This is a genomic window from Cytobacillus sp. NJ13 (assembly GCA_030348385.1).
Taxonomy (GTDB): Bacteria; Bacillota; Bacilli; order Bacillales; family Cytobacillaceae; genus Cytobacillus.
The window spans coordinates 549,805-566,613 of record JAUCFP010000006.1 but is presented as its reverse complement, the minus strand read 5'-3'; the positions used below and the strand labels follow the sequence as shown (position 1 = coordinate 566,613).

6 protein-coding genes and 1 pseudogene are annotated in these 16,809 nt (G+C 38.2%); 1 reads left to right on the top strand and 6 read right to left on the bottom strand.

Annotated elements, in window-relative coordinates; translation table 11 throughout:
- Nucleotides 1–206 precede the first annotated feature (206 nt).
- From QUF73_02775 to QUF73_02750, 6 genes are all read right to left on the bottom strand, one after another.
- Nucleotides 207–1,289, bottom strand: a complete 1,083-nt coding sequence (locus QUF73_02775) for a hypothetical protein (GenBank protein ID MDM5225123.1) — start codon at nt 1,287–1,289, stop codon at nt 207–209.
- A gap of 668 nt (nt 1,290–1,957) precedes the next feature.
- Nucleotides 1,958–6,352 (bottom strand): S8 family serine peptidase, encoded by a 4,395-nt coding sequence (locus QUF73_02770; GenBank protein ID MDM5225122.1) that lies wholly within the window; start codon nt 6,350–6,352, stop codon nt 1,958–1,960.
- A 1,160-nt stretch (nt 6,353–7,512) separates the two neighbouring features.
- Entirely contained in the window at nt 7,513–11,661 is a 4,149-nt protein-coding gene (locus tag QUF73_02765) for a S8 family serine peptidase (protein ID MDM5225121.1), read from the bottom strand.
- A 235-nt stretch (nt 11,662–11,896) separates the two neighbouring features.
- Nucleotides 11,897–12,538 carry a response regulator transcription factor gene (locus tag QUF73_02760; GenBank protein MDM5225120.1) on the bottom strand — a complete coding sequence of 214 codons (642 nt, stop codon included), beginning with the start codon at nt 12,536–12,538 and terminating at the stop codon, nt 11,897–11,899.
- Nucleotide 12,539: 1 nt separating this feature from the next.
- Entirely contained in the window at nt 12,540–14,363 is a 1,824-nt protein-coding gene (locus QUF73_02755; protein ID MDM5225119.1) for a GAF domain-containing sensor histidine kinase, read from the bottom strand.
- A 373-nt stretch (nt 14,364–14,736) separates the two neighbouring features.
- On the bottom strand, nt 14,737–15,954 hold the full coding sequence (locus QUF73_02750) for an MFS transporter (GenBank protein MDM5225118.1): 1,218 nt from the start codon (nt 15,952–15,954) through the stop codon (nt 14,737–14,739).
- Between the two features lie 510 nt (nt 15,955–16,464).
- On the opposite strand from QUF73_02750, the pseudogene QUF73_02745 reads away from it, so the two are divergent.
- A pseudogene (locus tag QUF73_02745) lies at nt 16,465–16,770 on the top strand (aldehyde dehydrogenase family protein).
- Nucleotides 16,771–16,809 lie beyond the last annotated feature (39 nt).

Sequence of the window (16,809 nt, the reverse complement as noted above, 5' to 3'; positions counted from 1 at the left end):
GGGGTTTAAGGAGCTAAGCTACGATATACTGCAAACCAGGTTCCGAATTTTGGGAGCAAGGATCTAAATTAGTGGCCGAAGGCATTTCGGTGGCGAAATATGGTTTAAAGGTAAATTAAATTGACCCGTTGTTCTTCAACTAATTGGTGCCTTCCTTTAATAAGAAGGTGTCTTTTCGTAGTGGCCAGGGTCTACAACCTTAAATGCTAGCCAGCCGGCAAGTTTTCTTTATTTAAATTTTTAATGAGTAATTTAGCGATTTCCATCGCCTGATCATTTAATCTCATTGTGGAATAATAATTAAATAATTCTTTATTCGAGCGTTCAATTAAATAATAAAATCCATTTTTATTAAACATTGGTAATGCTTTATCGGCTAAATATTGATGATATTCTTTCTCTTTACATTTTAATAAATAAATGAGGAGCTTAAATAGATGAATATATATTAATGAATTCTTATTTTTTGCAATCGTAAATCCATTTTCTGCAAGTTTAATAAGTTCATTTTTTGGTAAAAGTCCTCCTTCTAATGAACTTCGAATATACCCATCTAAAGAAAGTAAGTAGGAATTCGATTCTTGATCTTTCATTGCCATTGATTCTTTATAATAAATACTTGCTAGCTCATAGTTTGACCTTCGTAAATATTCAAATGCAAGATTATGCAATACTCTTGCTTTCCGATCAAGGGCATTACATAATTCACAACTCTTAATCAAATTTTTAAATCGTTTAATAATTTCTTCATCCTTATTGAAGTCATCTTTTACTTGAATAAGCATGAGCATCTCAGCATCAATAACTCTAAGATAGTTATTGATGTTCTTAAAATATTGATGTGACTTTTCAGCATAATAATATGCTAACACAGGTGATTGTGTCGTATGATAAGCAATTGCAAGATGATAATAATATTCTGGGTTATTATAAATAGTAGTTTGAATTGATGTGAATGATTGTATTGCACTTATATAATCTTGTTTTTCTAAATAATAAATACCAAATGTATGCTTGAATAAATTGGTTTCATAAGGTGAGAGTCTATTTAAATTTCTTTGAATATTTTTGAGGATTTTAAATGCCTCATTTGACTTATGATACATAAGCAAATACCTGGCTCGGAGTAATTGATGCATGTATACATATTTCGAAATCTTTAATAATTCCTCATGCACCAGCTCACTATTAATTTGATCCATTTCATTATAAAGCTGCATAATAATCGTTTCTTGCCAATATAGTATTTTTTGTTTGATATTTGTAAGTTTAGATAACTCTTCTTCCATATTAATCTCAAGGCGTTCACATAATAAATTAGTAATATCCGTTGCGTAAGTTGTTTGGGCACACTCTATTTTACTAAGATGAGTTGTTGAACATATATCTTTTCCTAATTGTTCTTGAGTGAGTTTTTTTTTTCTCGATAAAACTTAATGATTTTCCCCTCATACATAACCAATGTCCCCCTATTTAATATCGATAATAATAAATTTCTACATTCACCAAAAAATTAAGTATTACCACTTTAGGAGCTAAGTCCACATCCTCTTCCTCCTTTGTGTGTCTATAAAGAAGATTCAGTATACTTATAAATACAAATCGTGGCTTTTTAGTTTCATAGTTCGGCCTCCAGGTGCAAGGCAGAAGGCAGCCTTAGAAAAGACTGCCTTTCCTCATACAAAATAAATCCTACTTGTTTTCGTATTGGGCACCGTCATCCGTTTGTTTGGCATTGACCTTGAATGTGGTGCTGTATTCTGCACCTTGATATTCATTAACTGTGTGTTTACCTAGTTTAGTTCCTATTACAAGCAAGGTTAAATATTTGTCATGATCTTGATCATTTTAACTTGAATTCCCCCTTGAAAAAACAGCTTTATTTAATAGGGGTGTGCACAAAATACATGTTTTGTGCACACCCCTATGTGTTAATGCATGAAATTCTATATCGCCGTTAATTATTAGGTTCAAGACCAATCGTACGTAAGAAATCCTCTAGACCTTTGTTTCCTAATTTTTCTTTCGGTTTTTTATTATTAGGTGCATCAGGTCCTACTTGTAAAAAGTTCTTTTCAATAAAGCGAATATCTATTTCATCAACAATGCCATCCTGATTCATATCCGCCTGTTTATTATCCTTACCGTACTGGGCTACAACATGCATGACATCAAGGATATCAATCATGCTGTCACCATTCACGTCACCTGCAGCAGCCATCGGCTGGGAACCTGATTTGGTAACAAACTGTCCTATATCTTCGCCCCAGGTTGTTTTTGTACCAAGAGTCACGGTTTGTATACTCTTTAAATGTCCAGGAGCTTCTACTATGATATTGTATGGATCTTTTGATAAAGGAATATCTGGCACAAATGCTTTACCGCTTTTAGATATTGTTCCAGGATATTTCACTCCGTCAGAACCTTGTGCATATACACTTGCACCTACCGTTGATAAATCCTTACTCCAGTTGCCGTTGAATGCTTCCAGTTTTGCAAATGAAGTTACAAATGAATGTTTCATGATAATTTTATAGCTGTCGATTTGATTAAATGATGTTATATTTGTTGGCATAGTTTCACCATACTTAACATAACTAAATGTTTTCGTATTTTCTTCAGGGTCCATTGTATTCCAAATAATATCGTAAGCATCGCTGTATAGCTTAAACTGTACATCAAGAAATGGCATGTCGCCGCTAAATCCTTTGAAAGCTGATTCACCAGAAAGGTGAGCGCCTACGTTTACCATATCCATAGAATTAGGAAGTTTCGGATGGTCCTTTACTTCCGGATTGTCAACGGTTACCGTCACTCCGTGGTCATCTGCCCATTTCTGGAATTCTGGATTCACTTTTACCTTTAAAAATTGAAAGATAAAATCATAGAAGCCAACATCGTATTTACCTGACATGAGGTTTTCAACATTGTTCAAGGTTAGCGTCATTGTTAACGTATCGTTTTTATACACTTTTTCTTTATCGTAACTCGGCACTACATAAGGAGTACCTTCCTTAACAAAGGCATAAGGTTGAAATCCATTTAATAGATGGGCATTTGTTGCATTATCCATTGGGAATAAAGTAACAGTTGCCGGCCCATTCTCAATATCACTTTTCTCAATACCGAATTTTACGTCTCCGTTAGCTTCAACAGGAAAATCCCCATCTGGGAAGGCTTTCTGATTAAAATAATACCAAAGGACGTTCGAAGACTGTGTGATACCAAGTGGTGCTAATTGTTTTGTGCCTTCATCAAATAGGTTTGCATGAACCCAAAATGCGTTGTAGGTATTACCGTTCATGGTTTCATTTGTAAAGTCTGAATCTTTTAGCTCATATACCTTACCTGGAGCGTGATCTTTAAATTTAAGTTTAGGTAATGTATTGTCAATAATAAACAGATTATCTTGCTCGTAAGTTTTACCATCTGCATCCACAGCTTTCAACTTCAATGTATATTGGCCTTCTGGCAATGTTTTAAGCGGTGCATTCGTATCTGTTTTCTCTTCTTTCGGATCTCCAACAAACGGATAATAAGATGAACTAAATTGTGTATAATAATACGTATCAGGCTTTACCATCGTAGCATCTTGCGGTTTTGGACTCGTACTGCCTAATGGTTTACCATCTTCATCATAAATCACCATAAAGATGGTATTAACTGGGCTATTTAATTTAAATCTCAAACCGGATTGACCAGGTGCTGCCATAAATGGATGCGGTGGATTCCATTTTACCGTGCTGATAGCCGAACGATCTATGCCAACAGCCTCTATTCCTTTATCAACAACGTGAACAGCGAAAGGTAAGCGATAGCTTTCTTGTGGATTCGCATGATTGACCATATTCACATATCCTTCGTATCTGCCTTTTTCTGCTGTTCCAGGTATTTTAATCGTAGCTGTTAGTTCCGTTGATTGACCCGCTTCCACCGTAATAGCCTGTGAAGAAGTTGTAATTTCTACTTTATTGGACACGGCATCAAGAACACCCGTTTTTGCTTTTGAATATTCATAACTGATATCAAATGTTTTTGACCCTGCTCCATTGTTTTTAATCATTACTTTTCGGCTGTCTACGTTTGTATCGTTTTCTTTTTTATAAATGGTACCGTATGCAATGGAGCCTGTTGGATCATCAATTGTAACTAGGTTACCATTTTGATCTTTATTCTCTGTTTTGTCCATTACTTTAACAGAAACATCTGAAAGAACTGCTTCTTTTACATCGACTAATCCCGCACCTACTTCGTAAACAGAATAGTCATCAGATAACTTATCAGCTCTATTCATTAACGCTGCTTTTACATCAAACGGCGTATATTCAGGATGTTTTTGTAAAATTAGAGCTGCGATTCCTGCCACATGCGGAGATGCCATTGACGTTCCTGAAAGACGTGCGTATGCTGACGAATAATCAATTCCTTCTTCTGGACTATTCATATATTCCGGATAAGTGGAATATACAGAAACACCAGGCGCTACTATATCAGGTTTAATATCATAGTTTTTCGTTACTGGACCCCTTGAGCTGAAACCTGCTAAATGAGTTCCTTGTGTCGTAACTGATCCAACACTTGTAAATGTAATCGAAGAAGCTGCAGCAGCTTTTAAACGCTCTCCGTCTGCTTTCGTTAAACGAAAAGCTGGGATGAAGTTCGTTTCTTTCGCTAAATACTGGTCAATTTCCCCATCAATATTGTTATATATAATGACTGCGGCTGCCCCAGCTTTTTTAGCGTTGGCCACTTTATCAACAAACGAATACGTTCCACGTTGAATCAATGCCACTTTTCCAGATAAATCAATGGGTTGACCATTTGCATCCTTAAAATCGTTTTCTCCACCTAAACCAGCATAAACAACAGGATAGGATTGATTCACTAACGTTTCTAAATTGTCATTAAAACCTCTTCCTAATAGTTTCATATTATCGAAAGTTTCACTTCCAGCAGTTGCTGATACTGTAGGAATAGACATAGGAAAGTCACTTGCTCCAACCGTAATGGCAAAAGCTGATGTTCCTGGAGATCCTAATGTTTTCTCACCTGGTCCGGAGTTTCCTGCAGATATAACACTTGTCACTCCTGCAAGAGTCGCATAATTAATCGCTACGGATTCCGCCAGTAATGGATCGTTTACTGGAGCACCTAAAGATAAGTTAATAACGTCCATTCCATCCTTTACAGCTTTATCTATCCCCCCAATAATGCCGCTTGTGTATCCAGAACCGTATGGACCTAACACACGGTAAGAATATAAATCAACATCAGGTGCTACACCTTGTGCCGGTGAATCAACTGTATTTTCTCCTTGACCTGCAATCGTTCCCGAAACGTGAGTACCATGTGATGTATAATACGTACCACCAGGAGATTCCGGTTTTCCAGCATTTACCCAATCTTGATATGTCGTTTCCATTGGGTCTGCATCATTATCTACAAAATCCCACCCCTTTACAGTATTCGGATCAATCGTCTTAGGATCTTGTCCATCTGTTTTTCGATACCCTTGATAGACATTCTTTAAGTCTGGATGATTGTAATCAATACCTGTATCAAGGACACCGACTTTAATTCCAGTACCCGTAACGTTATCTTTATGCAAATCTTCAATACCGGGAAGAGGAATATAGTTCTCTTTTAATGCTTCAGATGAAGTATTTTGCTCAGATACCTTCTGCTGCTGAGTGGACGTTGTCTTAGCTGTATCTTGCTTGTTTCCAGCAGACACATTTTCAGTAAAGGAACCATCTAGCTCTTTTGGATCAACCTTCACCACTCGATCTTCAAAAATGCGATTGACTAAGTCAGATTCTAATAGTTTTTCTACATCTGTTCCTGCAAGAGTCATCGATACTCCGTTGAAGGCATGTTTGTATTCATTCGTAATCTCAATGGTCGATTGAGTATTATAAGGTGTGATGGCACCTGCTCCAGCTTTTTGTTCCTTCATTTTTTGAACAAAGTCTCTAAATTTTTTATGGGAATCATTTACGTCTTTTTTAGCGTCTGTCAACGAAATCCGTTTTCCTAAAATTTTCTGCTGAATGACTGCTACTTCTGCTGGAGCTTGTTTAAACTCTACAATAATACGAATAGGATTGGGATTGTGAACATTGATTGATGGTGAAATTTTCACTTCACTCTCTTGGCTAATCGTATTCAATGCTTCAAGCTGCTCAGGGGTTAATTGATATGTCCCCGTTTGAGATTGACTACTCGAAATAGGATCTTGAATAGTGTTTTGGATTTGGTTAGCAGCCATAACATTAAAAGGAATGACAGAAGACATCAATAAGCATCCAAGAGTTGTCTTAGCAAGAATTTTTTTAAATCTACTTTTCCTCAATTTACTTCTCCCCCTTAATAACCATAATTGAACAACTAAACATAATATTTCGACAATTTTTCTTTCTATTTATCATTTTACTTAGCGCGTTAGTAGAATAGTAAATCAGGGTAATTTACCTCTTTATAAGGCAAGTCCACCCAATTGATCTAACGCCTTTCTTTGTTCCGGAGACAGGCTCTTTAGAATTTCTTCCGCATGGTCAACTGGTTCAGCTCATATGGAGCCGCCTAGAGATAGTAACATGCCAACAGCCACGTTCCTGTAAGGATCTTTCTGATTTTTTACATTTATTACTTCCTCTCCTTATTGATTTTTTTAAAAAGGCTCTTTTCGTATAGATTGTTGTTTTTAGAATATTAAGCTTGTCCATTGATTTCCGCTCCACGCACTTGCTTTCCGCGGGAAGGGATGTAGCTCCTCGGCGTTGCTGCCTGTGGGGTCTGCTTCTTCCCTCTTTTTCCCACAGGAGTCAAGTGCCCTCCGCTACAATCAACTCAATCGGTATAGTTAATCTACAACAAAAAATCAACAGACTTTCAAAAACAGCCTTTAAAAAATGACAAATAAAACTACGATTCTGTCTTTATCTTCCCATATTTTCATTTTTCGGGAAATTATACATAAGAAGTAACTTTTATGGCTATTAGTTCTATGCCAACATAAAACAAAAGATCTACCATAGCCTTTTTATTTGAGTAAGTGCCTACATATCTTTCATTTAATATCAGTTTGTTATTAAAAAAATTACAAGCAAACAGGGTAAAGCACGAATCTCTGAAATGAAAAAACAGTCAGGCGTAACAAAAAGTTAACGCATGACCGTTCCTATTGATCTATTTAAATCTTTCCACAAAAATATTCATTTGAATATTTGGAGTTTTAAGACACGATTGTTTTTCTTCAATTATCTCAATCTAGTTTGTTAAGAAGGAATTTCTTCCTTTTCTTTGCCGCATTTTTTTTTTCTCCTTTTCCTTTAAGACATAGCTGAGCAAATCTAGTAATATACGGGCAGCTACTTGTCCGGCCATGCCGGTTGGATCATATGGAGGCTAAAAAGAGAGGATTTATCAACCTTTCTTAACTCTACTATTCTTAGTTTATAAAAAGAAAGGGAGAAATGCTTCTGCATTCCGCCCCTTCTATCAACACCCCTGTTATTGCTTCGGCTCAAGACCGACAAGACGCAGGAAGTATGCTAAATCTTTTTTGCCATTGCCAAGTGATTCTTTTGGCTCCTTTTTAGCAGGTGCATCCGGCCCCTTCGCTAAGAAGTTTTTCTCAACGAAACGAATATCTGCTTCGTCCACCACGCCGTCTTGATTGAGATCTTGCGGCACGATCGATGGATCATTCGTGCCATAGGCCTCTGCTATACTTTGAATATCGAGAATATCAATCATGCTGTCACCATTCACGTCGCCTGCAAGATTTTTAGCACTTATTCTAACATTTTGCCCGCGCAGCTCATCTCCTACAAAATACCCCGGAATGAATTTTTTCATCGCTTTGAGATGTCCCGGAACATCAATAACAACTGTGTATGCTTCACTAGAAGCTGGGATGCCTTTGATCTCGTATAATCCTCGTTCATTAATCGTTCCTTTATATTTTTCGCCGCTTGGAGACATCGCATATACTTGGGCACCGATTTTTGTATAATCCGCTTTCGACAAAGAACCGTCATTTCTCAAAAACGCTTCCGGTCCGATATTACCATACGCTCTCGTATGCGTTGGATTCAAGTTAAAGCTTTCCGTACCGAAATAAGGGATGACATTAGCTGCTGTTTGTCCCGCTTTCATATAAGACGCCTGTTTTACATTAAACTGGTAAGCACCCACAACAATATCGTAATATTCATCTACTACTTTGAACGTGACATCAAGGAAAGGCAGATCTCCGTCCATACCACTAAATGCATTCCCTTTCATAGATCCGCCAACTTTCACCGTATTACTGTAAGTTCCTTCTGTCACCACAGGTTCTTGCATTGATACTTCCAAACCTCTCTCCTTCGCGTACTCGTCTGCCGCATTGTTAAGCTTCACATTCTCAAACTTGAGAAAATCTTTTCTGAAGTCGACCTGGAATTCCCCGGATACAAGCTGCTTCACATTATTGAGACTGATTGTCATCGTAACTGTATCGCCGACTTTTACGTCTTTCTTATCAAAACTAGAAGTCGTATATTCCGTACCTTCTTTTACGAAAACATAGTTTTGTTTACCAATTGCGGTTGCAATATCATACGTAGCCAAAGTCAAATTTAGAGGTTTCGTTGCAATATCACTTTCCTCAATACCGAATTTTACATCTCCATTTGCTTGTATCGGGAAATATCCCCCTATTTGACTAGAATTTGCATAGTAAGCCATTTGATTAGAGGACTGATCATAATCCAAGCCTTTGGACTTCAATAAATCCACTGTCGCATCCTTTGCTGTTCCATGCATCCATACTGCTCTGTGTCCATCCTCCTCTGTAAACATGGATTCATTAATTTCAATTACACCTGGTTTCTTATCCATATTTACTTCTGGTGCTGTATTGTCCACAATAAGCGGATTTTCTGCAACATATGATTTTCCTTCCTCATCGTGTGCAATCAGTTCCATTATATAATCGCCAGCCGGAAGCTTTACAGGAAGATCAGCAATCGGCTTGGAAGGATCATTGGTAAATGGATAGACAGTACCGATAAATGCATTCATAAGAAATGTTTCTCTGTCTATTAGTAATTTACTAGTATCCGCTGTTCCTACAAAACCAACAGCTTTCCCTGTTTTACTGTCCTTAACAAGCACATCAATGGTTTTCATAGGGCTATTCAACTTCATGATGACATGGACAAACGGGTACATATATTGCCAGAAAGGCGTCGTATTTGTCACGGATGGACTGCTCGTTTTCGCATAATCAAATCCCTTTTCCGTCACCATGACAGCAAATGGAATTTGATAGGTTTCCGCTGGATTGTTCGCATTGGTTACATGAATATACCCTTCATATCTGCCTGTCGCTGCGCTGGTTGGTATCGTGATTTTTGGCTGGAGCTCCTGTACTTGGCCACTTCCCACTGTAATCGAAGAAGGCACTGCCACTTTCACACCGTTCTTCACTGCGTCTTGGATGCCTTTACGCTCGCCATGATACTCCACTTCTAGGTTAAAAGATTTTTCTTCCAGGCTGTTATTTTGAACCGTCACCTTTCTACTCGCCTCAATTGGCTGATCTCCATTTTTATAATATCTGCCGAATACAATGGAGCCGGTCTGTTCATCAATTTCTACGATGTTCCCATTTTCGATATTTTTTGTCTTATCCCATACTGTGATGGAGGTATCGGTATGAACCGCTTGATAGGCATCGATTCGCCCTGCACCCACTTCGTATACAGAATTATCGCCTTTTAAATCGTCCGATGTATTCATGAGTGCCGCTTTTACATCGAAAGGAGTATATTCCGGATTCTCCTGCAAAATTAATGCTGCTGTACCTGCTGTGTGAGGAGCAGCCATAGATGTGCCAGATAAGCGTACATAGGCATTGCCGTAATTAATGCCCTCTTGTGGATCATTAATATACTCCGGTGCTGTAGAGAAAATAGATACACCTGGAGCGACTACATCCGGCTTAATATCATAATTTCCATTTACCGGTCCGCGCGAACTGAAATCTGCTAAGTGATCGCCTTCCGTTTTTGTGTTACTTAACGTTTCAAATGTGAAAGATGCCTCTCCAAGCGCCTTTAAACGTTCACCATCTGCTTTTGAAAGGCGGAAAGACGGGATTAAGCCGACAGCCTCACCTAAATAGGCAGGTATTTGCCCGTCAACATTGTTGTACACAATCACTGCTTTAGCCCCAGCGTTTTTAGCATTTTTGATTTTTTCATCAAACGTTATTTCCCCGCGCTGAATCAACGCAATTTTCCCATTGACATCTTTCCCAGCAAAGTCAGCTGCTTTACCAAGTCCTGCAAATACTATTGGTAAGGATTGTCCTTGTAAATCTTCTAAGTTATTAGAAAAATCTTTACCTAGCAGCTGCACATTTTCAAATTTTTCAGCGGAAGCGCTTCCATTGAATGTCGGAATGGTCATAGAAACGTCGCTTGCCCCAACTGAAATACCGAGAGCAGCCGTTCCTGGAGAACCGAGCGTTTTTTCGTTCGGTCCGGCGTTTCCTGCGGCAACAACGGTCACCACGCCTGAAAGCATCGCGTTATTTACTGCGACAGAAGTGGCATATAACGGATCGTTCGTCTGGGCGCCTAGCGACATGTTAATGACGTCCATACCATCTTCAATCGCTTGATCGATTCCAGCAAGGATTCCCGCTGAATCTCCCCCTCCCCAAGGTCCTAATACTCTATAAGCATATAAATCTACTTCAGGTGCTACCCCTTTTACAGCGTAATCGACATTGTTTTTCTCTTGGGCCGCAATCGTCCCCGCGACATGTGTCCCGTGGTTTGTGTAATACACTAAACCAGGATATTCTGGCTTGCCGGCATTGATCCAATCCTCGTATGTCGTTTCCATTGGATCGGCATCATTATCGATAAAATCATATCCGCCTTTATAAGCTTCTTTTAAGTCAGGATGATTGTAGTCAACACCTGTATCAAGAACACCGACTTTAATGCCCTTACCGGTAATGTTCTCGGCATGCAGCTTGTCCACGCCAATTTGCGGGATACTGTCTGCCATTTTCGGATCAATGGCTTCTTTCGTTTTTACCGGCGGTTCCACTTTTACTTCGTAATCTTTAAAAATACGTTTCACTACTCCAGATTGCAGTAAATCCTGCACGGCTACTCCAGGCAGTGTCATCGCTACACCGTTAATGGCGTTTGTATACTCTCTTGTGATGTTAATATCTTCTGCTTTGTATTTGGTTACGTTCTTCTGTGATTTCAATGATTGCACATGTTCTTTAAAAGCTTTTTGAGATTCTTTTACTTTTTCATTCGCATCAGCAGAAGATAGATTCGTTCCTTTCGCCGCTTGCTTCAATACTTCAATTTTCGCCGGTGCCTGTTCGAATTCCACGATGACTTTGACTAATTCTGGACTATTCACATTAATATCCTGAGAAATCGTAAAGTTTGGTTTGGCATCCAATTGCTCTAACGCTTTTCTTTGTTCTGAAGACAGGCTCTTTAGAACTTCTTCCGCATGATCCACTGGATTCAGTTCATAGGTGCTTTTCGCCAATACGTTATATGGAGTGCCTTGAGATAATAACATGCCTAAAGCCAATGTTCCTGTAAGGATCTTCCTTATTTTTTTCCTCTTCATATCGCATCCCCTTGTCCTATTTAATTGTTTTTTACTTACAAGTCATATAAAAATGAATGTATGCAACTAGCAAACTATGTTTCGACAATTATCATCCCACATTTCTACTTTTCTGAAAATTAAACATAGGACGTAAATTTTGCTGGTATTGGTTCTATACCAATAAAACAAAAGTACTATTCCAAGAGTAAACTAATCAGGAAAAGTACTTTTTTGACGTTTAAATTATTTTTAATTAAGAAAAAGGAACAAGATGATTTCGAACGGCATATATAACTGCCTGTGAACGGCTTTTCACATTCAGCTTTTTGAAAATCTTATTGATGTGAATTTTGACGGTCTTATCACTGATAAATAAGGCTTCAGCGATTTCTTTGTTGCTAAGACCTTTGACCAATTCAAACAGTATTTCTTTTTCACGCTCTGTCAGCGCATTTTCAGTTGATTCGGATTTCGTTTGCTGGTGATGATGCGTGATCAGCTTTTTGGTCATGCGGGGATGAATAACCGAATCTCCTTGTGATACCATTCGAATCGCTTCCACCACTTGTTCAGATGACGAGTCCTTCAATAAATAGCCATCTGCCCCCGCACGAAGTGCTTCCATTAAATATTCATCATCTTCAAACATCGTCAAAACAAGAACGCGGCAATTCGGATACTGACTTTTCACGAGGGTCGTGACCTCAATGCCATTTTTTCCTGGGAGATTAATGTCCATCAAAATACAATCAGGTCGATACTCTTCTACTTTCTTCAATACCTCATCCCCGGAAACGGCTTCTCCTGCGACTTGGATGTCAGATTCGAGATCCAATATGCTCCGAATTCCATCCCTCAAAACTGTATGATCATCCACTAATAATATTTGAATCATGTTACCCCTCCTTTGTTTCTGAATCTGGAATTAATAATGTAATTTCTGTACCTTTTCCTATGGAACTATCAATCTGAAGGGTAGCACCCAGCTGTTCAGCTTGTTCATTCATATTCAAAATGCCATAATGAGGCTCATGCTTTGTTTTAATCATGGATTCAAAAAGGGAAAAACCAACCCCGTTGTCCTTCACTTTTAAAAGCACATGTTCACGCTGATAGCTTAGAAGAATATCAACTTCGTCTGCTTTTGCATGCTTTACAATATTCTGCAGGCTTTCCTGTAAAGTATCGAAGATGACTCTTTCTTTCGTAAAACTGAGTGGTCGTGAACGGCCCCTTTCATGATATTTAATCGCCAGATCATAGTCTTGTTTGATCGATTGAATTTTATTTGCAATGGCTTGTTTTAGCCCTAGTCTTTGGGTAGGATATGGCTTTAAAGCATAGATAGAATAGCGGACTTCACCTAAACTGTTCCGTAATTTTTTTATACTTTTGTCTACCGCCTGCTCCATGTTTCCTGATTGATCTGCGGACTGCCTCAGAGATGATTCCAGCTGAAATATGACCCCGGCTAATACTTGTGCAATTCCATCGTGAATTTCCCGGGCAAGCCGATTTCTTTCTTCCAGGATCATTCGTTTTTCCTGCTCCGAGACGAGCGACCGTGTTTTAAGCAAGCTGCCCAATTGATTGGCAAAGGTAGATAAGGACTGTATATCTTCGGGAATAAAACTCGCCCCCCTGCTTTTACCCGCAACAAACATCCCTACCAATTCATGATTTACTTTGAGTGGCAGATAGACAAGGGAACGTATGACATCTTCAAATATTTCATCACCCGGAGCCATACCTGTTTTCCAATCAGCAGCAACAAAAGTTTCGGATATCTCTTCAAAATTCGGATTAGAAGAGCTTGAACGATTAGAATGCACCTTTCCATCCTTTAACAGAAGCATCCAGTCTCCTTCTTCTTTTGTCCATAATGCATACGCCTGTATCCCCAAGAATCCTTGGAGTGTTTGTTTCATCTTATGTAAGTTTCTGGCAGAGAGCCCGTGACTTAACTCTGTCGTAACAGAAAATAGGTTATATAATCGTTCTTTTTCAATCCGTATTTGCCGAATAAAGGAGCTGAGGATGCAAATTGCTACAAGCGGGAAAAAGAAGAACAAAACGGTAACTCCATCCAATTCTCCCTGATATCGGTGTTCAATAATATATATAAGGGAGGCGTAACTTAAACAAAAACTTGCGCTCAAAAATAATAATATATTTTTCTTGTACCACTGTTCCAGTGAATATGGCTGCGGAAGAAGAACCATTAAAAGATCGTATAAAAGGGTGTTGATCAGGCAAAAAAATATGGTAAATATAAGGAAGCTTATTAATTCTTCATATAAAACTGGGAGGTTCATCTCCGTAAAAAAAGAAATACATTTGCTGGAAACCCATTCTGCCAAAATGATACTAAAAGCAAATTGGGTGCAATTAAATAATGTCCTTTGCATTGGCAAGCGACGAAGGGTATGAGTGAAGACCATTGCACATACACAAGCAACAACCGTTATATGGATTCCAAACTCCCAACTCATTGGATAAATCAGCGTCAGGCTGAGTGTAACACCTCCTCTTCCAATCCGGATCGGAAAATACTCAGTAATCCCCATAAACACTGCTAACAGCAAAAGAGTTATGGGTTCAGAAGGCATTTCACTTTTAAATATAGAAAAGATAACAGTAATCACACCAAGAAAAGAAATAGAATAAATATAAAAACTTGCTATTCGTTCCCTCCTAGTGATGGAGTCTATCTTTTTCAAAACGGCACCTTCCTTTATTTCAAAGAATCTATTTATCCATTATTATCTAACAAAAAACCGGCACTGGCAAAATGGAAAAATATCCACTAGCCAATCACCGGCTGTAAGCTCATCCTAAAATGGAGCTACTATATTAGTATAATGCCTATTACTTTATTTGCCTGCTCATCAAATGTTATAATTTGTAAGTACCTTTTGTTATAGATGTATAGTACAAAAGATATAGACGAATCCCATTAATCTTTATTTCGATTGCTGAATAATTCTTATTTTGATTTTAATCAAACCTGCCTTGCCATCTTATTTGCAGCACATAATGAAGCTCTTGCACCCGTTACTTTCACAAAGTTAGTACAAATAGATGTTGTTAAATTTATTTAAAATGACCTTTTGTCCCTTTGACATTATTAAATTCATGCCGTTTATAACGGACCATGGATACAATACCAAGAATCGGTCCAATCGCTAAACATGCAAAGACCCATTCCCAACCAACTAACCTCTGAATAATAGGGATTAGATTTATAGAAAATATGGTGATGAGGAAACCAATACACATTTGAAAAGTCAGGGCTGTTCCTACATACTCAACTTCTGCAACTTCTGAAACTGCGGCAGAAAACTGGGCAGAATCTGAGATGACAGACATTCCCCAAATGATAGAAAGGAGTAGAATTAACCAAATATATTGACCAAAAGTAAAACCAATCAAGATACAGCAAATGGCACTGATAACCATTGAAATAATCGTTAGGTTAGCTCTTCCAATTTTATCTGAGAGTAGTCCACCTGCTACACAGCCAATTCCCCCTGCAATTCCAATTATAATAAAAGAGGATAATGCAATGAACCAAGGAGGAATCCCTGGTGAATAGGTTGTAAAACTAGCGGTCAAAAAGATAGGAATCCAAGTCCACATCGCATACAATTCCCACATATGCCCAAAATAACCGTAGTTCGCAAGCATTACTGGTTTATTCGATACTACCTTTTTAATTAATTTAAAAGAGAAAGGTAATTTTTTTGTTGTTACTGGAGCATCTTTTAAAACCCAATTGACAATTATAGCTGCCAGGAGAGCCAATAGTGAACTGCAAATAATCACTAATTGCCAATTTAAAGAAGAAGAGAATATAACAATAAAATGCGGCAAAGAGGATCCTAGAGTTAAGGCGGCTATTAAGATACCAACAGCAATCCCGCGTTTTTTGGGAAACCATTGTGATAAAATTTTTACAGCTATCGGGTATACCCCAGCCAGTGTTACACCGGTTAATATCCTAAGCAGGATACCGAAAAAAGCCTGATCAACAAGTATAAGTAAGAAATTCAATAGTGCCCCTAGAAACGCTGAAACGGCAAGAACCTTTCGGGGATTAAAACGATCTGCTATCCCAAAATATGAACTAACTAATGCACCTATTACAAAGCCAATTGGGACAGAAGCAGACAGCCATGCTTCTGAGCTGGAGCTAAGATTCCATACTTGAATTAGTTCAGGGGCTATAACCGAAGCACTAAACCACAGGCTTAATGCGAATAATTCAGCTAATCCAATCCATACTAACGCTATCCATGAACCTGGAATCATAATGTCCCCCTTTTTAATAAATTTATTTAATTGTAGCTTCATGGGAAAAAATCCATACTTCCAATTCTATTTATAATATATATTCGCTAAGTGCAAACTTTTACCTTTATTTAGATAACCTGCCCCGTTGTAAAAAAAGAATAGGCGATCGGTATACATTAGAACTGTAAATTAGAAGATTGCTCTTTACTTATATTAATTGATGCCGTCAATTATATCCAAACAAACTATTAAAGGCTGCATCCTATTTTGATAATGTTAAAGCACCTTTTAGAAAAATAATTATCACTTGAAAATGGCATTTCTGTTTATCTTTTTATAAACATCGCACTTTATTTTAAGGCAACACCTTGTTCAACAATCTGTTACATTAGATAACGCATCTATCATTCAAGAAATGTCCCCTCCTGCCCCTCTAGTTCAACAAGAAAAAGCCGCCTGTTTTGGCAGCTAAATCTTTTTTATTGAGGATCGCTATCGTTTAGTCTTATTTAAATACAATCTTCCCATGGGGCAATCGTTGCTGCAGGTGGAGCCAGTGAAGACAATATCCTCCTCCCTGCTGTTTTTCCAGGAGTGGAGCCAGCATCTAAGGTGTCATGTCAGGAGGTTTTCGCTCCTGTTTTAATAAACAAAGTCAACTCTGTTGAGGAAGCGATTGATTTTATTAATGATTCCCGTTTTGGGCTGCAGGCTGGCATTTATACAGATAATATTCACACTGCTTTACAGGCATCAAAGAAAATGCATGTTGGCGGAGTCCTCATTAATGATATATCCACCTTCCGAGTTGACCAAATGCCTTATGGCGGTGTAACCATTGCCGTAATGTGATGGATACCTGAAGTGATTTGC